Genomic DNA, 18,726 nt, shown 5'->3' on the forward strand with positions numbered 1-18,726 from the left:
CATCCCGCTTGCCCGTCCGGCGCGACATCCTTACCTCCGCTTCATGACATTTCCCGATACGTTGGCGCTGATCGGTCATACGCCGATGGTGCGCCTGAAAGGGCCGAGCGAAGCGACCGGCTGCGACATTTACGGCAAGTGCGAGTTCCTCAACCCCGGCGCGTCGGTCAAGGACCGGGCGGCGCTCGGCATTGTCGAGGATGCCGAGGAGCGGGGCGTGCTCTCGCCAGGCGGGACGATCGTCGAGGGGACGGCCGGGAATACCGGCATCGGCCTTGCGCTCGTCGGCAACGCGAAGGGCTACAAGACGATCATCGTCATGCCCGAAACGCAGAGCCGCGAGAAAATGGACACGCTGCGCGCGCTGGGCGCGGAGCTGGTGCTGGTCGCGGCGGCGCCTTATTCGAGCCCCTGCCATTTCGTGCACACCTCGCGCCGCATCGCCGAGGAAACGCCGAACGCGATCTGGGCCAATCAGTTCGACAATATCGCCAACCGGCGGGCCCATATCCGCTGGACCGCCGAGGAAATCTGGGAACAGATGGACGGGCGGATCGACGGGTTCACTTGTTCGGTAGGCACGGGCGGAACGCTCGCCGGGGTGGGGCTGGGGCTCAAGGCGAAGGACCCGAACGTCACGATCGCGCTGACCGACCCGTACGGCGCGGCACTTTACAGCTATTATGCGTGCGGCGAGCTCAGGGCCGAGGGCAATTCCGTCGCCGAGGGCATCGGGCAGGGGCGGATCACTGCCAATCTGGAAGGCGCGCCGATCGACACGCAGTTCCGGATCTCGGACCAGGAAGGATTGGCGCAGGTCCAGGCGTTGCTGAACGAGGAAGGGCTGTGCCTAGGGCTTTCGTCCGGGATCAACGTGGCGGGCGCGATGGCGCTGGCGCGGCAGATGGGGCCGGGTAGGCGCATCGTGACCGTGCTGTGCGACACCGGATTCCGCTATCTTTCGACGCTCTACAATCCGGATTGGCTTGCGGCGAAAGGTTTGATCGCGACGGCCAACGCCGCCTGATTTGCGTTTCGTCGCTAAAGGGTTACAATCCGCCGCAATGTCGGAAGACAAACGCGCAGGCATGCAACGAGTGCGCGTCGGGCTGACCGGCCTGGGCGCCGTATTGCTGATCGTCGCCGTGTCCGCGGCGATTTTCCAGTCGGCTCGTCGCGAGCCCGTCACCGCGCAACCACCGGCCACCCGCACCGAACAAACCGTCGCCAACATGGTCGGCAATCAGGGCCAAGCGCCGAGCGATCCCTTGAGCGAAATGGGCGTGACTCCGGCCGCGCCAGCGAGCGGCAACGCCGCCGCTGCTGCGCCCGCCAAGTAATCGCCCGGCCAGTCCCGTGATATCCCAAGAACACAGCAAGAACATCGTTCGCCAGACGGGTCGCGCGCCGCCCGATTCTGCCTGATCTCTCCGAATTTCCCGGATTTTCCCGCAAAATCCCGTTGTGTCCCGTTCCTGCCCAAGGTAAGAATGGCATTACAGGCGGGGCTATACCCTTGATTCGAGTCGTGACCGGGCGGCGCTGAAAAGGCGTTTCCCGGAACGAGCTGGTTTGCGCCCCGCCCGGGAAGGGTGCGCGTGGGCGAACGAGAAGCCTTTAATGGATTTGCGATGACCGCGGTCGACGGCAAGGGCCGCGTCGCGATCCCCGCATCCATGCGCGCCGTCATCGAGAAGAATGTCGAGGCGGGCGGCGGCGACGCGCGCACCGTCGTCATCGCGCTCCACCCCAAGGACCCGTGCCTGATCGCTTACGACCCCGCCTGGTTAAAGCGCAGCCACGACCGGCTCGAGCGGCGCGAGGAAGCGCTGGAGGATCAGGGCGCGGAGATCGACTTCAACGCCAAGCGCCGCACCCTGGCGCTGACCGAATCGGCCGGCTTCGACGCGAGCGGCCGCTTCGTGCTGCCGGACTTCTACGCGATGAAAGCGAAGCTCACGCCCGGCACCGACGCGGTGTTTTCGGGCGCCGGCAATTTCTTCGAGATCTGGAACCCGGACGTGCTGCTTGCGGCCGAGGGCGTCGATGCGAACCTGAAAGAGCTGGTCGAGTTCACGCGCGCCAAGCGAGGCGCGAAATGAGCGCCCACGTTCCCGTCCTTCTCGACGAAGTGATCGACGCGATGGCGATCCAGCCGGGCGAGCGTCATGTCGATGGCACGTTCGGCGCGGGCGGCTATACCCGGGCAATGCTGGCGAAGGGCGCGCGGGTGTTCGCCTTCGACCGCGACCCGGATGCGATCGCCGCGGCAAGCCCGGCGGAGAACCTTATCCTCATCGAGCGGCGCTTTTCCGAGATGGAAGAGGCGCTCGCCGAACGCGATGCGCTGCCGGTGGATGGGGTGACGCTGGATATCGGCGTGTCCTCGATGCAGTTCGACCAGGCGGAGCGCGGCTTTTCGGTGCAGGCCGACGGTCCGCTCGACATGCGGATGGAGCAGGCAGGGCAGACCGCCGCCGAGTGGCTGAACACCGCCGACGAAGCCGAGATCGCCGACGTGATCTACGATTATGGCGAGGAGCGCCGTTCCCGCCGGATCGCGCGGGCGATCGTCGCGGCGCGGCCGTTATCGCGCACGCTGGAACTGGCTTCGGTGGTGCGCAAATCGGTCGGCTATATCGCCGGCAAGGACAAGGACCCGGCGGTCCAGGTGTTTCAGGCGATCCGCATCCATCTGAACCGTGAGCTCGACGAGCTGAAGGGCGGGCTGGAAGCGGCCGAGCGCGTGCTCGCGCCGGGCGGCCGGCTGGCCGTCGTCACCTTTCACAGCCTGGAAGACCGGCTGGTGAAGCAATTCCTGCGCGACCGCAGCGGCCAGGCGCCCGCGGGCTCGCGCCATCTGCCGGCGATCAACAAGCGCCGGCCGAGTTTCGAGGCAGTGGGGAAAGCCGTGCGGCCGAGCGCGCGCGAGACGGCGGCCAATCCCCGCGCCCGGTCAGCAACGTTGCGGGTAGCGCGGCGTACCGATGCAAAGGCGTGGAGTGTAGGGGCATGATCACGAGACGGTTGCGTCCGATCGGCTGGGTTGCGGGTGTCGCAGGAGCGGCGCTCAGCTTCTATCTCGTGTCGCTGCAAGTGGCGGCGGAGCGGACGGCGCTGGAAGGCGTCGAGCGCAAGATCGTGCAGACCCAGAACGACATCCGCACGCTGGAGACCGAGTTCAGTGCGCGCGCGAGCCTGCATCAGCTCGAATCCTACAATCACGACGTGCTCGCGCTCGCGGCGCCGAAGGTCGGGCAATATGTGCCGGGCGGCGTCCAGCTCGCGTCCTATGCGCCGGCGGAAGGCGGCGACATCGGCAAGCCGGCGGCCTCGACGGCGCTGGCCAGCGCCGAAGTTTCGCCCGCTCCGGCCAACCGACCGACGTTCAAGCCGGCGGTGGTGCAGGACACGCATAGCGGCGACGCGCCGGTGATCCCCGCGGCCAAGCGGACGGCGCCGTTGATCCAGACGGTCGCGATGATCGAGCCGGTCGACACGCCCGCGGCCAAGCCCGTCGCGAAGCCGAAGGCGGCCAAGACCCCGATCGTCGAGAAGGTCGCGCTGCTCGACGATAGCGCGCTTGGCGACATCGCCCGCAAGGCGGCCCGGGAAGCGAAGGTCAAGAAGCAGTGACGTCGATCGCGGCGCCTCGCTCGCCCCAGCTTCGCGCCCTTCCCGAGCGCCGCCCCGAGGTGGCGCTTTCGCATGTCCGGCTGATGCTGCTGATGCTGCTGTTCGTCGGCGCGACGGCCGCCATCGGCCTGCGCATCGGCTATCTGAGCATCTTTGCCGATAGCAGCACCAACCGCGCGCATCTTGGCGGCGGCGCCCGGGGCGACATTCTCGACCGCAACGGCATCCCGCTGGCGCAGACGATCGACGCCTGGTCGATCGGCGTGCACCCGGACCGGATCATCGGCGACAAGCGGCAGCTCGCCAACGCGCTTGCGACGCTGATGCCGGAGCGGACCGCCGACGATTATTACGGCATCCTGACCTCCAAGCTGACCTTCACCTATCTTCGCCGCCGCGCGACGCCGGAACTGGTCGCCGCGATCAATCGGCTGGGCGAGCCCGGCTTCGACCTGGGCCGCGAGCCGGAGCGCATCTACCCGCAAGGCATGCTCGCCGCGCACGTGCTCGGCTTCACCGACTTCAACGGCGAAGGCGTGTCGGGCATGGAAAAAGTGCTGCAGCGCGAGCTGACCGGCAACATGCGCGCCGCCGGTGCGACGCTGTCGATCGACAGCCGGGTGCAGCAGGCGCTGGAGGCCGAGCTTGGCGCCGCGATGGCGAAGTTCAGCGCGATCGGCGCGGCCGGCGTCGTGCTCGACATCAAGACCGGCGAAGTGATCGCGCTCACCTCGTTGCCCGAGATCAATCCGAACAAGCCCGCGCAGCAAGGTGCCGACGCCGCCTTCAATCGCGCGACCTTGGGCGTCTATGAGCTTGGTTCGACCTTCAAGCCGTTCACCGTCGCGATGGCGATGGAAGAAGGCGTGGTGAAGAGCTTCGGCCAGATCTACAATTGCCCGCGCGTGCTGCAGGCCGGCCGCTTCTCGATCACCGACACCCACCCGTTCGGCCGGGCGTGCACCGTCGCCGAGATCATGAAGGAATCGTCGAACATCGGCACCGCGCAGATTGCGGCGCAGGTCGGCGGCGTCCGCCAGAAGGAATGGCTGCGGCGCATGCACTTCCTGCAGAAAGTATCGATCGAGCTGCCCGAGCGCGGCCGTCCGCTGAACCCGGGCGCGAACTGGGGCGATATCGCGACGATGACGGTCGGTTACGGCCACGGCATCGCGGTTTCGCCGCTGCATCTCGCGACTGGCTACGCCACCTTGTTCAACGGCGGCTACTGGCGGCCCGCGACTTTGCTGAAGCACGATGCGCGCAATCCTGTGCCGCAAGGCGAGCGCGTGTTCTCGCCCGAGACCTCGTACAAGATGCGCGCCCTGCTCCGCCTCGTCGTGACCCAGGGCACCGGCAAGAAGGCCGACGCTCCCGGCTACCGGATCGGCGGCAAGACCGGCACGGCCGAAAAGATCGTCGGCGGCCGCTATACGAGCGGCGCAGTGGTCACCACCTTTGCCGGCGTGTTCCCGATGGACGAACCGCGCTACGTGGTGGTGGCGATGCTCGACGACCCCAAGGCGACCAAGGACACCTACGGCTTTCACACCGCCGGCTGGAACGTCGCACCGGTGGTTTCCGGCGTGGTCAGCCGGATCGGGCCGATGCTGGGCGTGATGCCCGACGAAGGCCGCGAGGCCAACATGGCCGAAGTGTTGCCCTTCGTTCACGGCAAGGAAGAATGATCGATGCGGCTGCGGGAGCTTGCCGGCATCGATTCTGACGAGACTGTCACCGGGTTCGCCATCGACCATCGCAAGGTCGCTCCCGGAACCGTTTTCGGCGCCTTTCGCGGCAGCCGCTTCAACGGCGAGGATTTCATTCCCCAGGCGATCGCGTCGGGCGCGGCGGCGATCGTCGCTCGCCCCGAGGCGCGGGTGGAAGGCGCACCGCACATCGCAGCGTCCGAGCCGCGCCGCGCCTTCGCACTGCTCGCGGCGAAGTTCTTTGCGCCTTATCCGGACGTCACCGTCGCGGTAACCGGCACCAACGGCAAGACTTCGTCGGTCGAGCTGACGCGCCAGCTCTGGCGGCTCGCCGGGCACAACGCTGCCTCGATAGGGACCTTGGGCGTGACGACCGCGCACGATCAGGTGCTGACTGGGCTTACTACGCCGGACATCGTGACGTTCCTGTCGAACGTCGCGGGGCTGAAGCGCGAGGGCGTGACGCACCTTTCGTTCGAGGCGTCGAGCCACGGTCTGGACCAGAAGCGCACCGAGGGTCTTGCCGTCCGCGCTGCCGGTTTCACGAACCTCAGCCGCGACCATCTCGACTATCACGGCGATATGCACAGCTATTTCGCGGCCAAGCTTCGGCTGTTCGAAGAAGTTGTGGATGAGGACGGCGCGGCGGTTGTGTGGGCCGACGACGGCGCGCATTCGCAAAAGGTCATCGAGGTCTCCCGGGCCAGGGGATTGCGCGTGCTTACGGTCGGCGAACGCGGGGAAACGCTCAGGCTTTCGAGCCGCGCTCCCTCGCGCCTGGGCCAGCAGCTCACGATCGAGGCCGATGGCAAGAGCTACAAGGTCATGCTGCCGCTGATCGGCGCCTATCAGGCGGCGAACGCGTGCGTAGCGGCGGGCCTGGCGATCGCGACCGGCGGCGATGTGGCGCGGACGCTCGAGCATCTGTCGCGGGTGACGCCGGTGCGCGGCCGGCTGGAGCGCGCGGCGATCACGCGCGCCGGCGCGCCGATCTATGTCGATTACGCCCATACGCCGGACGCGATCGAAGCGGCCGCGGCGGCGCTGCGGCCGCACACCAAGGGCAGGCTGATCATCGTCTTCGGAGCGGGCGGCGACCGCGACCAGGGCAAGCGCCCGGAAATGGGGCGCGTGGCGGCCGAGGTGGCGAATGTGGTGATCGTGACCGACGACAATCCGCGCAGCGAAGAACCGGCCGCGATCCGCCGCGACATCCTTGCCGGGGTGCCGGACGCGACGGAGGTTCCGGGGCGCCGCGAAGCCATTGCGGAAGCGGTGCGGACGGCAGGCGCGGACGACGTGATCCTGCTCGCCGGCAAGGGCCATGAGCAGGGGCAGATCGTCGGCGACCGCGTGCTGCCGTTCGACGACGTGACGGTGGCGCGGGAGTGCGCGGCGTGAGTGGGCTGGCGCATCTTCAAGCCCCTCCCCTTCAGGGGAGGGGTTGGGGTGGGGCTGTCAGTCCGCGCAAAAGTCTTTTGGGCGCGCAGACGCGCGCCCCCACCCCTCACCCCTCCCCTGAAGGGGAGGGGCTATGACAGTGCCTCTCTGGACCTCATCCGATATTGCCCGCGCGGTTTCGGGAACCGCCTCGGCCGACTTCGTCGCCGACGGTGTCGCGTTCGATTCCCGTGAGGTCGGGCCGGGCGATCTGTTCATCGCGCTGCCGGGCGAGACGACGGACGGTCACCGCTTCGTCGATCAGGCATTCGCGCAAGGGGCGGCGGGTGCGATCGTTTCTCAACCCGTTCCTCATCCCCATATTCTTGTCGCCGACACGCGGTCGGCGCTGGATGCCCTCGGTGTCGCAGGGAGGGCGCGCACGGCGGCCAAGACCGTCGGCGTGACGGGATCGGTGGGCAAGACCGGCACGAAGGAGGCGCTGTTCGCAGCGTTCGACCGCATCGCGCCCGGCCATGCCCACCGATCGCTGAAAAGCTATAACAACCATACCGGCGTGCCGCTGAGCCTGGCGCGGATGCCGGCGGAGACGCGCTTCGGCGTGTTCGAGATGGGCATGAACCATGCCGGCGAAATCGCGGCGCTGACCCGGCTCGTCCGCCCGCACATCGCGGTCGTCACCACGATCGCGCCGGCGCATATTGAGATGCTCGGTTCGATCGAGGGAATCGCGCGCGCCAAGGCGGAGATTTTCGAGGGGCTCGAGCCGGGCGGGACGGCGGTGGTTCCGTTCGATTCTCCGCAGCGCGACATTCTGGTCGAGGCCGCCAAGGCGCATGCGGGGCGCATCCTAACCTTCGGGCTCGGCAATGGCGCGGACGTGCGGGCGATGGAGCGAGTGCCGGCGAAGAATGGCGGGACGCTGATCACGGTGCAGTTGCCCGACGCCAATCTCACCATGACCATCGGCCAGCCGGGCGAGCATTGGGTGTCGAACGCGCTGGCGGTGATCGCGGCGGTGGAAGCGGCGGGCGCGGACCTGGCCGTTGCCGGACTTGCGCTGGCCGAGTTGCAGGGCATGGCCGGGCGCGGCGCGCGCGTGCAGGTGAAAGTGCCGGGCGGCGAGGCGCTGGTGATCGACGAGAGCTACAACGCCAACCCGGCTTCGATGCGGGCGACGCTGAAAGTGCTGGGCGAAGAGCATGCGGTGCGGCGGATCGCCGTGCTGGGCGCGATGCGCGAGCTGGGCGAGCATGGCCCGCGCTTCCATGCCGAGCTGGCCGAGCCGATCGCTCAGGCGAACGTCGATTTCGCACTGCTCGTCGGCGAGGAAATGGCGCCGCTCGCGAAAGCGCTTGAGGGGCAGACCGAGTTCGCGCATGTGCCCGCCGCCGCGGCCGCGCTCGATGCCCTGAAAGGGCGGATCGGCGCCGGCGATGCGGTTCTCATCAAGGCGTCGAACTCCGTGGGGCTGGGCCGGCTGGTCGCACAGCTCACCGCCGGAGAACTGGCGGAGGCGGACGAAGACTGATGCTTTATCTGATTGCAGAACAGCTCGGCTTTCCCGGCATCCTGAACCTGATCCGCTATCTGAGCTTCCGCGCCGGCGCGGCGGTGGGGACGGCCCTGTTCCTGGGCCTGATCATCGGACCGAAGTTCATCGGCTGGCTGCGCCTGCGGCAGGGCAAGGGCCAGCCGATCCGCACCGACGGCCCGCAGACCCACCTCGCCAAGCGCGGCACGCCGACGATGGGCGGGCTGATGATCCTGACCGCGCTGACCGTCTCGCTGCTGCTCTGGATGGACCCGCGCAATCCATACGTCTGGGCGTGCCTGGCGGTGACGCTCGGCTTCGGCGCGATCGGGTTCCTCGACGACTGGGATAAGGTGCGAAAGGCGAGCCATGCCGGCGTGTCGGGCAAGGTGCGGCTGCTGCTGGAGTTCCTGATCGCCGGCGTGGCGGCCTGGCTGATCGTGCGCCACAACGGCGCCAACCTGTGGATCCCGTTCGTGGCCCAGCCGGTCGCGAACCTGGGGTGGTTCTACATCGCCTTCGCGGCCTTCACGATCGTCGCGTTCGGCAATGCGGTGAACCTGACCGACGGGCTGGACGGGCTCGCCAGCATGCCCGTGATCATCGCTTCGGTCGCGTTCATGATCATCACCTATCTGGTCGGCAACGCGAAGTTCGCGACGTATCTGGGCATCCCGCATGTGCCGGGAGCGGGCGACCTGACGATCCTGTGCGGCGCGATCGCGGGGGCGGGCCTTGCCTTCCTGTGGTTCAATGCGCCGCCGGCGGCCGTGTTCATGGGCGATACCGGCAGCCTCGCGCTGGGCGGGGCGCTGGGGACAATCGCGGTCGTCGCGCACCACGAAATCGTGCTCGGCATCATCGGCGGGCTGTTCGTCGTCGAGGCGTTGTCGGTCATCATCCAGGTGTTCTTCTACAAGCGCACCGGCAAGCGCGTGTTCCGCATGGCCCCGATCCACCACCATTTCGAGCAATTGGGCTGGAGCGAGCCGACCGTCGTCATCCGCTTCTGGATTATCGCCCTGGTGCTGGCGCTGGCCGGCCTGTCGACGCTGAAGGTCAGATGATCACGTCGCGCGCCTGGGCCGGGAAGAATTACGCCGTGCTGGGGCTGGCGCGGAGCGGGCTGGCGACTGTGGATGCGTTGCTGGCGGCGGGTGCGCAGGTGTGGGCTTGGGATGGGAATGAGGCGGCTCGGGCCAAAATCCTCCCCGGGACGGGGAGGGGGACCGCGACGCGAAGCGGCGTGGTGGAGGGGGCCTTGGCTCCTGATCCGGCGACGGGCCCCCTCCACCAGCCTTCGGCTGGTCCCCCTCCCCGTCCCGGGGAGGATTTGCACATTGCCGATCCCCTCACTCTCGACCTCACCGGCTTCGAGGCGGTCGTCGTTTCCCCCGGCGTGCCGATTAATCGCCACCCCATCGCCGGCCACGCCAAGCGCTACGGCATGCCGCTGATCGGTGACATCGAGCTGTTCGCGCAGGCGCGGGCCGAGCTGCCGCCGCACAAGGTGGTCGGCATCACCGGCACCAACGGTAAGTCGACCACCACCGCGCTTGTCACCCATATCCTGAAGACCGCAGGCGTGCCGGCGCTGATGGGTGGCAATATCGGCCTGCCGATCCTTGCGCAGGATCCGCTGCCCGAAGGCGGCGTCTATGTGCTGGAGCTCTCCAGCTACCAGATCGACCTGACCTACACGCTCGATTGCGACGTCGCGGTGCTGCTCAACATCACGCCGGATCATCTGGATCGGTATGAGAGCTTCGACGCGTATGTGGCTTCAAAGGAAAAGCTCTTCCAAATCCAGAGTGTTGAGCACCATGCGGTGATTTCGGGGGACGATCAGCCCACCGCGCGGATCGCCGCATTACAGGGCGTTTATCGGGCCAAGGGCAGATGGCATCTCGCTCATGGTGATACGATCACCGACCAGACGCGGTGGCCGTCGCTCCAAGGCCCCCACAACGCGCAGAACGTTGCTGCTGCTGTTGCTGTTTGCAAAGCGCTTGGTCTCAGTGCGGAGCAGATCGAGCACGGCCTCAGCACCTACCCCGGCCTTCCCCACCGCATGGAGCGCGTCGCCGAGCGCGGCGGCGTGTTGTTCGTGAACGACAGCAAGGCGACCAATCCGACCTCGACTGCGCCGGCGCTGGCAGCGTTCCCGAAAGTGCGGTGGATTTTGGGCGGGCTGGCCAAGACCGACGATCTCGATGCCTGCGCGCCGCATTTCGGCCATGTCCGCTCGGCCTATACGATCGGCGAGGCGGGGGCGATGTTTGCGCGGCTGCTCGAGCCGCACATGCCGGTTGCCGAATGCGGGGTGCTCGACGAGGCAGTGCGGCGCGCCGCCAACGATGCGGAGCCGGGGGACACGGTGCTGCTGTCGCCGGCGTGCGCGTCGTTCGATCAGTTCAAGGATTATGAGGCGCGCGGGGAGGCTTTCCGCGCCGCCGTGGGGGCGCTTTCATGACCGACACCGCAGCGATCCGCCGCAAGAAACAGGTGACGCGCCTGGGCCGCGCCGACCGCAGCCCGCTGGGCCTGTGGTTCTGGGAAATCGACCGCGTGCTGCTGATCCTGATCACGGTGCTGATCTCGATCGGCCTGGTCGCGGTTGCCGCCGCCTCTCCGTCGGCCGCGCATCGCTATTCGGGTGCGGGCGTGTCGTTCGCGCCGCTCCATTATTTCTGGCGCCAGCTTTTCTGGGTAGCGATCAGCCTGCCGGTGATGCTGTTCGTATCGATGCTGCCGAAAGTCAAGGCGCGCCGCTTCGCGCTTGCCGGCGCCGCAGTGATGATGGTCGCCCTTGCCGCCGTGCCGCTGATCGGGGTGGAAGTGAACGGCGCGCGGCGCTGGCTCGGCGTCGGCCTTGCCCAGTTCCAGCCGTCCGAATTCCTCAAGCCATTGTTCGTGGTCAGCCTCGCCTGGCTGCTGAGCCTGCGCCAGCAGGACAAGAGCCTGCCGGTCGTGCCGCTTTCGGGCGCACTGCTCGGCATCATCGCGATCCTGCTGATGAAGCAGCCGGATTTTGGCCAGACGATCGTGTTCGGCACGATGTGGATGGCGCTGCTGCTGCTCTCCGGCGTGTCCGGACGGATCATCGGCGGGCTGATCGGCGCCGGCTTCGGCGGGATCGTCGCGGCCTATTTCTTCTATCCCGTCGCGACCACGCGCATCAACAACTTCATCTACGGCGACGGCGACACCTATCAGGTGGACAAGGCGCATGCGACGATCACCGGCGGCGGTTTCTTCGGCACCGGCCCCGGCGGCGGGGTCGCCAAGTTCCAGCTTCCGGAAGCCCATACCGATTACATCTACTCGGTGATCGGCGAGGAATTCGGGCTGATCGCCTGCCTCGCCATTGCGCTCATTTTCCTCGCGATCATCGTGCGCGTGTTCCTGAAGCTGCTCGATGAGGAAGACGGCTTCACGATGCTCGCCGCCGCCGGCCTGACCACCCAGATCGGGGTGCAGGCGCTGATCAACATGGCGGTGAACCTGCAGCTCGCGCCGTCCAAGGGCATGACTTTGCCGCTGATCTCCTATGGCGGATCGTCGATGATCGCGCTGGCGGTGGGCATGGGGCTCCTGTTGGCCTTCACGCGGCGCAACCCGTACCTCAACCGCTCGCCCTATGTCGTGAAGTGGAACGGCGGGCGATGAGTCACTTCGTTCTCGCGGCGGGTGGGACGGGCGGACACATGGTGCCCGCCCATGCGCTTGCCGAGGAATTGCTGAAGCGGGGGCATCAAGTCGCGCTGATCACCAACGAGCGCGGCACGCGCTTTCCGGGGCTGTTCGGCGGTGTCGACGTGCATGTGCTACCGGCCGGGCGGCTGAGCGGCGGGCCGCTCGGCTGGCTGCGCGCGGGGCGGGCGATCCTGGCGGGACGCAAGATGGCGCGGCAGCTTTACGATGAGTTCCAGCCGTCGGCTGTGATGGGCTTTGGCGGCTATCCGGCGCTCCCCGCGCTGCTCGCCGCGTTCAAGGCGAAGATTCCGGCGGCGGTGCATGAGCAGAACGCGGTGCTGGGCCGTGTGAACCGGCTGGTCGCCGGCCGGGTCGCGGCGGTGGCGACGGCCTATCCCGACGTGCAGCGCGTGCCGGGCAAGGCCGAAGCGAAGGTGCGGCTGATCGGCAATCCGGTGCGCGAGGAAGTGCTGGCGCTTCGCGACAAGCCCTATCCGGCGCTCGACGAGGACGGCGTGTTCCGGGTGCTGGTGACCGGCGGCAGCCAGGGCGCGACGATCCTGTCGGACGTGGTGCCCGAAGGGCTCGGCATGCTGCCGCCCGTTTTCCGCACGCGGCTGCAGGTGACGCATCAGGCGCGCGCCGAGGATATCGACCGCGTCCGTGCTGCCTATGCCGGGCATGGCATCCCGGCCGAGCTCGCGACCTATCTGCCTGACTTGCCGGAGCGGCTGGGCCGGGCGCATCTAGTCATTGCCCGCTCCGGCGCCTCGACCGTGGCTGAGCTGGCGGCGGCAGGGCGGCCGGCGATCCTAGTGCCGTTCGCGGCGGCGACCGACGATCACCAGACCTTCAACGCGAAGGAACTGGTCGCAGCCGGCGGCGCGCGCTCGATCCCGCAGAGCCGGTTCACGCCGGTCGAACTCGCCAAGCAGATGCAGAAAATGGGGCTGGACCCTGAAGCCCTCGCCAACGCCGCCCGCCGCGCCAAAAGCTGCGGCCGCCCCGACGCCGTCCGCGATCTCGCCGATTTGATCGTGGAGATCGGGGCGTGAGGGGCGTCGTTTCTCAAATCCTCCCCGGGACGGGGAGGGGGACCATGCGCCAGCATGGTGGAGGGGGGTCGTCGCCCGCTCTGTACTTGTCCCCCCGCCCCCTCCACCACGCCGCTACGCGTCGCGGTCCCCCTCCCCGTGCCGGGGAGGATCAAGAATGAGGGGCGTCGGCACCGATATCGGGACGATCCATTTCGTCGGCATCGGCGGCATCGGCATGTCGGGCATTGCCGAGGTGATGCACAATTTGGGCTATGCAGTGCAGGGCTCGGATGTGTCCGAAGGCTATGCGGTCGAGGGGCTGCGGAGCCGCGGCATCAAGGTGATGATCGGGCACGACGCGGCAAACGTCGAAGGCGCCGCGGTGGTCGTGGTGTCGACCGCGATCAAGCGCGACAATCCGGAAGTGGCCTACGCTTACGAGCACCGCGTTCCGGTCGTCCGCCGCGCGGAGATGCTGGCCGAACTGATGCGGCTGAAATCGACCGTCGCCGTCGCCGGCACGCACGGCAAGACGACGACCACCTCGATGATCGCGGCCCTGCTGGACGCCGGCGGCATCGACGCGACGGTGATCAACGGCGGCATCATCAACAGCTATGGCTCGAACGCGCGGCTGGGCGCGTCGGACTGGATGGTGGTCGAGGCGGACGAGAGCGACGGCAGCTTTCTGCGGCTCGATGGAACGGTCGCGGTCGTCACCAACATCGATCCCGAGCATCTCGACCACTACGGCACGTTCGACGACGTCAAGAAGGCGTTCCTGGAGTTCGTGCATAACGTGCCGTTTTACGGCGCAGCGGTAATGTGCCTCGATCATCCCGAAGTGCAGAACATCCTGCCGCTGATCCGGGACCGGCGCGTCGTCACCTATGGCTTTTCGGCCCAGGCCGATGTGCGCGCGACGTTCGTTGCGCCGGAGGGCGGCGGCAATTGCTTCCATGTCGCGATCCGCGGCCGCGACGGCGATGTGCGCGCGATCGAGAATGTGCGGCTGCCGATGCCAGGCAAGCACAATGTCCAGAACGCGCTGGCGGCGATCGTCGTGGCGGCTGAGCTGGGCGTGGCCGACGATGTGATCCGCGGCGGCTTCGCCAAGTTCGGCGGCGTGAAGCGGCGCTTCACCAAGGTCGGTGAAGCGAACGGCGTCACCATCATCGACGATTACGGCCATCACCCGGTCGAGATCCGCGCGGTGCTCTCCGCCGCGCGCGAGGCGGCGCAGGGGCGGGTGATCGCGGTTTGCCAGCCGCACCGCTATTCGCGCCTTTCGAACCTGCTGACCGAGTTCGAGACGGCCTTCAACGATGCCGATGCCGTCTATGTGGCGCCGGTCTATGCGGCGGGCGAGGCGCCGATCGCGGGTGTCGATGCGGCCGCCCTGGTCTCCGGCCTGAAAGCGCGCGGGCATCGCGCCGCGGCCGAGATCGCCGACGCGGCGTCGCTCGCGCGCGAGCTGGCCGGGACTACGCAGCCGGGCGATCTCGTCGTGTGCCTGGGCGCGGGCGACATCACCAAGTGGGCGGCGGGACTGGCGGATGCGATGGGGAAGGTGGCGGCATGAGCACGCTCGCCCTTCCCCGCGTGCGCGGCAAGCTGACCGAGCATGCGCCCCTCGCGCCGCTGGTCTGGTTCAAGAGCGGGGGCGCGGCGGAATGGCTGTTCGAGCCGGCCGATGTGGAGGATCTGTCGGATTTCCTGACAGGGCTCGATCCGCATGTGCCGGTGATGGGCCTCGGCCTCGGCTCGAACCTGATCGTGCGAGACGGCGGCGTGCCGGGCGTGGTGGTCCGGCTCGGCAAGGCCTTCGCCAAAGTGGACCGGTTGGACGCGACGACGCTGCGCTGCGGCGGCGGCGCGAGCGGCATTCTCGTGTCGTCGAGCGCGCGCGATGCGGGCATCGGGGGCCTCGAGTTCATGCGCTCGATTCCAGGCACGGTCGGCGGGTTCGTGCGGATGAACGGCGGCGCCTATGGCCGCGAGGTCAAGGACGTGCTGGTCGAGTGCGAGGTCGTGCTGCGCTCCGGCGCGCGCCAGACGCTGGCGCTGGACGCGCTGGGCTACACCTATCGGCATAGTGAATTGCCCGAAGGCGCGATCGTGGTCTCCGCGACGTTCCGCGGGCACGAGGCGGAGCCGGCGGCCGTGCAGGCCGAAATGGACCGCATCGCTGCTGCGCGGGAGGCCTCGCAGCCGCTGCGCTCCAAGACTGGAGGTTCCACCTTCAAGAACCCGCCGGGACATAAGGCCTGGGAAGTGATCGATGCGGCGGGCTGCCGCGGGCTAACCATCGGCGACGCGCAGGTGTCCGAGAAACACTGTAACTTCCTACTGAACCTCGGCAGCGCGACAAGCGCGGATATCGAAGGGTTGGGCGAAGAAGTCCGCAAGCGCGTCAGGGCGCATTCGGGCGTAGAGCTGGAATGGGAAATCCAGCGCGTGGGAGTAAATGCGTGAGCCTGCACGTTCTCGTCTTGATGGGCGGTTGGTCGTCCGAGCGCGAAGTATCGCTGATGTCGGGCGCGGGCGTGGCGGACGCGCTCGAAAGCCTCGGCTATCGCGTGACGCGGCTCGACATGGGGCATGACGTGGCGGTGCGCATTGCCGAGGCGAAGCCGGACCTCGTCTTCAACGCGCTGCACGGGACGCCGGGCGAGGACGGGTCGGTGCAGGGCATGCTCGACCTGATGGACGTGAAATATACCCATTCGGGCATGGTCACGTCGGTGATCGCGGTCGACAAGCAACTCACCAAGCAGGCGCTCGTGCCGCATGGCATCCGCATGCCGGGCGGGCATGTCGTGAAATCGGAAAGCCTGCACTTCGGTGACCCGCTCGCGCGGCCCTATGTGCTGAAGCCGGTCAATGAAGGTTCGTCGGTCGGCGTCGCGATCGTGACGGCGGAGGGCAATTACGGCGAGCCGATCGGCCGCGACGTGAAGGGGCCGTGGCAGGAATTCGAGGAACTGCTCGCCGAGCCGTTCATCCGCGGGCGCGAGCTGACCACCGCGGTGCTGGGCGGCCGCGCGCTGGGCGTGACCGAGCTGAAGCCGAAATCCGGCTTCTACGATTATGACGCGAAATATACCGAGGGCCTGACCGAGCATGTCTGCCCGGCCAACATTCCGCCGGCGATCGCCGAAGCGTGTCTCGGCATAGCGCTGAAGGCGCACAAACTGCTCGGCTGCAAGGGCGCTTCCCGATCCGATTTCCGCTGGGACGACGAGAAGGGGGTCGAAGGGCTGTATCTGCTGGAAGTGAACACGCAGCCCGGCATGACGCCCTTGAGCCTCGTCCCGGAACAAGCGCGGCTGATCGGCCTGAGCTATGCCCAACTGGTCGATGCGATCGTCAAGGAAGCGATGGGCGATGGCTAGCGCGTCGGCCAAGATCCGCCGCGGCGCGCCGGCGCGACCGCCAGCGCGTCCGCGCAAGACCCAGGCGAAGAAGCCGGGCCTGTTCGCGCGCGCGCTGGGCGCGGTGCCGATCAGTCACGAGACCATCCAGCGCACGGTCACCTGGGGCACGCTGGGCCTTGGCGCCGCGATCGGCCTTGCCGTGCTGCAGGCGTTCGGCGTGCCGGCGATGGTGGGCGGCCAGATCTCGCAAGCGCTCGGCCGCACCGGCTTCGAAGTGAAGCGGGTGGACCTGCGCGGCATCCGCAACATGGACCGGCTGACCGTCTATGCGATCGCGTTCGACCAGCATTCGATGGCGATGCCCTCGGTCGACCTCGACGGGGTGCGGGCCAAGCTGATGCGCTATGGCTGGGTGCAGGACGCGCGGGTCTCGCGGCGGCTGCCGGACACGCTGGTCGTCGACATCGTCGAGCGCACGCCGGCGGCCGTGTGGCAATATCAGGGTCACCTTCGGCTGATCGATGCGACCGGCGTCGTGCTCGACGACGTGACCGACGCGCCCAGCGCCGACCTGCCTCTGCTGATCGGTCCGGGCGCCAATCTCCACGCGACCGAGTTGACCGCTCTGCTCGCCAAGACGCCGTCGCTGAAGCCGGTCATCGCCGGCGCGAGCTGGATCGGCGAGCGGCGCTGGGACATCCGCTTTCAGTCCGGCGAAACTTTGGCACTGCCTGAAGGACAGGACGAATCCGAACGCGCGCTCACGCGTTTCGCGCGCATGGACTCGCAACAGCGACTGCTCGGCCGCGGCTTCCTGCGCTTCGACATGCGCGACCCGACCAAGTTCGTCGCTCGCCTCGACCGTCAAGTGCGCGCGATCGACGGCAGTGCGGCGGCCCAGCCGCCTGCGCCGCAACCCACTCCAGCCCAGCCGGCCACCCCGCAGCCGACCTCCAATCTTCAGAAAGTGAACGACAGCATATGAGCAGGCGTGAGTCCCGTGCCGCCGCGGCGCGCGGCGAGAAACTGATCACCGCGCTCGACATCGGCTCGTGGAAAGTCTCGGCGCTGATTGCCGAGCGCAGCGAGGAAGGCGGGCTGAACGTGCTTGGCACCGGCCAGCGCGAAAGCCGCGGCGTGCGGCGCGGCTATGTCGCGGACATGGCGGCCACCGAGCTGGCGGTGCGCGAGGCTGTCGAGCAGGCGGAACGCATTGCGGGCGTCAATATCGAGGATGTGTGGGTGAGCTTTTCGGCCGGCGGGCTGGCGAGCAAGGTTGCCTCGGTCGAGGTCGAATTGGGCGGGCACCGGATCGAGCAGGCCGATATCGACCAGCTCCTAACCGCCGGCCGCGAATCGGTCGATCCCACCGGTCGCATGATCCTGCACGCGCAGCCGACGCTCTACACGCTGGACGGCCTCACCGACGTGAAGGACCCCCGCGGCATGCACGCCGACCGGCTGGGCGTCGGCATCCATATCGTCGAGGCGGAGCCGTCGCCGGTGCGCAACGTCGACCTCTGCGTCCGTAGCGCGCACCTGGAAGTGAAGTCGATCGTCGCCTCGCCGTTCGCGACCGGCATGGCATGCCTGTCCGAGGAGGAACGCGAGCTCGGCATCGCGCTCGTCGAGCTGGGCGCGGGCGTGACCAACGTGTCGCTGTTCATCGGCGGGCTCCTTGTGGACCTCGCCTCGATCCCGGTCGGGGCTGCCGACATCACCGACGATATCGCGTCCGCCTTCGGCACGCGCCGCGCGCAGGCCGAGCGGATGAAATGCTTCTACGGGTCGGCGACGGCGACGCCGCGCGACAATCACGACATGATCGAAGTCGCGCCGATCTCTGCCGAGGAAGGGCAGGGCGAAGCGGCGCGGATCACGCGCGCGCAGCTCATCAGCGTGATCCGGCCCCGGCTCGAGCAGATTTTCGGCGAAGTCGCCAAGGCATTGACCGAGCTCGGTTTCAGCCGCGGACGGCAAGTGGTGCTGACCGGCGGCGGGGCGGAGCTGAAAGGCGTCGCCGACTATGCCCAAGGGCTGCTCGGACGCACCGTCAGAGTCGGCCGGCCGCGCGGCCTGACCGGACTTCCCGACGCGCATAGCGGCCCGGCCTTCGCGACGCTGGCGGGCCTGGCGCGCTATGCGGCGTCCGATCCCGTCGATCTCCGCGCGCCGCAGGGCACGGGCGAGCAGACGGTCATCAAGGCGGCAGGTTCGGCCTGGGTGCAGAAGCTGGTGACAGCTTTCAGGACAAACCTGTGAGTAAAATTGTGGAGCGTTAACTTTGTGGTCGATTTGGCGAATCCGCTGATTCATAAGGGCCCAGTGGGGGCGAG

Annotated in this window: 17 protein-coding genes; all 17 read left to right on the top strand. The window is 67.7% G+C overall.

The genetic code is table 11. The features are described 5' to 3' along the window. Nucleotides 1–43: 43 nt before the first annotated feature. The 17 genes from ACFSCW_RS14915 (at nucleotide 44) to ftsA (ending at nucleotide 18,652) form a co-directional block, all read left to right on the top strand. Nucleotides 44–1,027, top strand: coding sequence for a cysteine synthase A (locus tag ACFSCW_RS14915; RefSeq protein ID WP_380890840.1), 984 nt, complete (start codon nucleotides 44–46; stop codon nucleotides 1,025–1,027). Nucleotides 1,028–1,088: 61 nt separating this feature from the next. Continuing rightward, nucleotides 1,089–1,340 (top strand): hypothetical protein, encoded by a 252-nt coding sequence (locus tag ACFSCW_RS14920; RefSeq protein ID WP_380890841.1) that lies wholly within the window; start codon nucleotides 1,089–1,091, stop codon nucleotides 1,338–1,340. Between the two features lie 291 nt (nucleotides 1,341–1,631). Then, nucleotides 1,632–2,102 carry a division/cell wall cluster transcriptional repressor MraZ gene (locus ACFSCW_RS14925; RefSeq protein WP_380890842.1) on the top strand — a complete coding sequence of 157 codons (471 nt, stop codon included), beginning with the start codon at nucleotides 1,632–1,634 and terminating at the stop codon, nucleotides 2,100–2,102. After that, the gene (gene rsmH / locus ACFSCW_RS14930; protein WP_380890845.1) at nucleotides 2,099–3,016 is read left to right on the top strand and encodes a 16S rRNA (cytosine(1402)-N(4))-methyltransferase RsmH; all 918 of its coding nucleotides are present in this window, start codon (nucleotides 2,099–2,101) and stop codon (nucleotides 3,014–3,016) included. The genes ACFSCW_RS14925 and rsmH overlap by 4 nt, the downstream gene beginning before the upstream one ends. After that, a complete protein-coding gene (locus ACFSCW_RS14935; protein ID WP_380890847.1) occupies nucleotides 3,013–3,636 on the top strand; it encodes a hypothetical protein in 624 nt (207 codons plus the stop codon). The genes rsmH and ACFSCW_RS14935 overlap by 4 nt, the downstream gene beginning before the upstream one ends. Beyond that, nucleotides 3,633–5,324 carry a peptidoglycan D,D-transpeptidase FtsI family protein gene (locus tag ACFSCW_RS14940; protein ID WP_380890849.1) on the top strand — a complete coding sequence of 564 codons (1,692 nt, stop codon included), beginning with the start codon at nucleotides 3,633–3,635 and terminating at the stop codon, nucleotides 5,322–5,324. The genes ACFSCW_RS14935 and ACFSCW_RS14940 overlap by 4 nt, the downstream gene beginning before the upstream one ends. A 3-nt stretch (nucleotides 5,325–5,327) precedes the next feature. Beyond that, nucleotides 5,328–6,746, top strand: coding sequence for a UDP-N-acetylmuramoyl-L-alanyl-D-glutamate--2,6-diaminopimelate ligase (locus tag ACFSCW_RS14945; protein WP_380890851.1), 1,419 nt, complete (start codon nucleotides 5,328–5,330; stop codon nucleotides 6,744–6,746). Between the two features lie 133 nt (nucleotides 6,747–6,879). Then, nucleotides 6,880–8,277: a UDP-N-acetylmuramoyl-tripeptide--D-alanyl-D-alanine ligase gene (locus ACFSCW_RS14950; RefSeq protein ID WP_380890854.1), complete on the top strand. Its 1,398-nt coding sequence runs from the start codon at nucleotides 6,880–6,882 to the stop codon at nucleotides 8,275–8,277. After that, entirely contained in the window at nucleotides 8,277–9,347 is a 1,071-nt protein-coding gene (mraY, locus tag ACFSCW_RS14955; RefSeq protein WP_380890855.1) for a phospho-N-acetylmuramoyl-pentapeptide-transferase, read from the top strand. Before ACFSCW_RS14950 ends, mraY begins: the two co-directional genes overlap by 1 nt. Next, the gene (gene murD, locus ACFSCW_RS14960) at nucleotides 9,344–10,753 is read left to right on the top strand and encodes a UDP-N-acetylmuramoyl-L-alanine--D-glutamate ligase (RefSeq protein WP_380890858.1); all 1,410 of its coding nucleotides are present in this window, start codon (nucleotides 9,344–9,346) and stop codon (nucleotides 10,751–10,753) included. Before mraY ends, murD begins: the two co-directional genes overlap by 4 nt. Beyond that, a complete protein-coding gene (locus ACFSCW_RS14965; protein ID WP_380890860.1) occupies nucleotides 10,750–11,949 on the top strand; it encodes a peptidoglycan glycosyltransferase FtsW in 1,200 nt (399 codons plus the stop codon). The genes murD and ACFSCW_RS14965 overlap by 4 nt, the downstream gene beginning before the upstream one ends. After that, nucleotides 11,946–13,031, top strand: a complete 1,086-nt coding sequence (gene murG / locus ACFSCW_RS14970; RefSeq protein WP_380890863.1) for an undecaprenyldiphospho-muramoylpentapeptide beta-N-acetylglucosaminyltransferase — start codon at nucleotides 11,946–11,948, stop codon at nucleotides 13,029–13,031. Before ACFSCW_RS14965 ends, murG begins: the two co-directional genes overlap by 4 nt. A gap of 157 nt (nucleotides 13,032–13,188) precedes the next feature. Next, nucleotides 13,189–14,595 carry a UDP-N-acetylmuramate--L-alanine ligase gene (murC, locus tag ACFSCW_RS14975; RefSeq protein WP_380890864.1) on the top strand — a complete coding sequence of 469 codons (1,407 nt, stop codon included), beginning with the start codon at nucleotides 13,189–13,191 and terminating at the stop codon, nucleotides 14,593–14,595. Further along, the gene (murB, locus tag ACFSCW_RS14980; protein WP_380890866.1) at nucleotides 14,592–15,488 is read left to right on the top strand and encodes a UDP-N-acetylmuramate dehydrogenase; all 897 of its coding nucleotides are present in this window, start codon (nucleotides 14,592–14,594) and stop codon (nucleotides 15,486–15,488) included. The genes murC and murB overlap by 4 nt, the downstream gene beginning before the upstream one ends. A gap of 2 nt (nucleotides 15,489–15,490) precedes the next feature. Next, entirely contained in the window at nucleotides 15,491–16,408 is a 918-nt protein-coding gene (locus tag ACFSCW_RS14985) for a D-alanine--D-alanine ligase (protein ID WP_380891283.1), read from the top strand. Continuing rightward, nucleotides 16,401–17,375, top strand: coding sequence for a cell division protein FtsQ/DivIB (locus ACFSCW_RS14990; protein WP_380890868.1), 975 nt, complete (start codon nucleotides 16,401–16,403; stop codon nucleotides 17,373–17,375). The genes ACFSCW_RS14985 and ACFSCW_RS14990 overlap by 8 nt, the downstream gene beginning before the upstream one ends. Then, nucleotides 17,372–18,652, top strand: a complete 1,281-nt coding sequence (gene ftsA, locus ACFSCW_RS14995) for a cell division protein FtsA (protein WP_380890871.1) — start codon at nucleotides 17,372–17,374, stop codon at nucleotides 18,650–18,652. The genes ACFSCW_RS14990 and ftsA overlap by 4 nt, the downstream gene beginning before the upstream one ends. The last annotated feature ends 74 nt before the right edge of the window (nucleotides 18,653–18,726 follow it).

The sequence above is a fragment of the Sphingomonas tabacisoli genome, assembly GCF_042678385.1.
Lineage (GTDB): Bacteria > Pseudomonadota > Alphaproteobacteria > Sphingomonadales > Sphingomonadaceae > Sphingomonas_B > Sphingomonas_B tabacisoli.

What these genes read in the sequence shown, in the direction of transcription:
- ftsA (WP_380890871.1), top strand. Translation starts at nt 17,372, where the DNA reads ATGAGCAGGCGTGAGTCCCGTGCCGCCGCGGCGCGCGGCGAGAAACTG.
- ACFSCW_RS14915 (WP_380890840.1), top strand. Translation starts at nt 44, where the DNA reads ATGACATTTCCCGATACGTTGGCGCTGATCGGTCATACGCCGATGGTG.
- ACFSCW_RS14935 (WP_380890847.1), top strand. Translation starts at nt 3,013, where the DNA reads ATGATCACGAGACGGTTGCGTCCGATCGGCTGGGTTGCGGGTGTCGCA.
- rsmH (WP_380890845.1), top strand. Translation starts at nt 2,099, where the DNA reads ATGAGCGCCCACGTTCCCGTCCTTCTCGACGAAGTGATCGACGCGATG.
- murC (WP_380890864.1), top strand. Translation starts at nt 13,189, where the DNA reads ATGAGGGGCGTCGGCACCGATATCGGGACGATCCATTTCGTCGGCATC.
- murB (WP_380890866.1), top strand. Translation starts at nt 14,592, where the DNA reads ATGAGCACGCTCGCCCTTCCCCGCGTGCGCGGCAAGCTGACCGAGCAT.
- ACFSCW_RS14925 (WP_380890842.1), top strand. Translation starts at nt 1,632, where the DNA reads ATGACCGCGGTCGACGGCAAGGGCCGCGTCGCGATCCCCGCATCCATG.
- mraY (WP_380890855.1), top strand. Translation starts at nt 8,277, where the DNA reads ATGCTTTATCTGATTGCAGAACAGCTCGGCTTTCCCGGCATCCTGAAC.
- ACFSCW_RS14965 (WP_380890860.1), top strand. Translation starts at nt 10,750, where the DNA reads ATGACCGACACCGCAGCGATCCGCCGCAAGAAACAGGTGACGCGCCTG.
- murD (WP_380890858.1), top strand. Translation starts at nt 9,344, where the DNA reads ATGATCACGTCGCGCGCCTGGGCCGGGAAGAATTACGCCGTGCTGGGG.
- ACFSCW_RS14950 (WP_380890854.1), top strand. Translation starts at nt 6,880, where the DNA reads ATGACAGTGCCTCTCTGGACCTCATCCGATATTGCCCGCGCGGTTTCG.
- ACFSCW_RS14990 (WP_380890868.1), top strand. Translation starts at nt 16,401, where the DNA reads ATGGCTAGCGCGTCGGCCAAGATCCGCCGCGGCGCGCCGGCGCGACCG.
- ACFSCW_RS14945 (WP_380890851.1), top strand. Translation starts at nt 5,328, where the DNA reads ATGCGGCTGCGGGAGCTTGCCGGCATCGATTCTGACGAGACTGTCACC.
- ACFSCW_RS14920 (WP_380890841.1), top strand. Translation starts at nt 1,089, where the DNA reads ATGCAACGAGTGCGCGTCGGGCTGACCGGCCTGGGCGCCGTATTGCTG.
- murG (WP_380890863.1), top strand. Translation starts at nt 11,946, where the DNA reads ATGAGTCACTTCGTTCTCGCGGCGGGTGGGACGGGCGGACACATGGTG.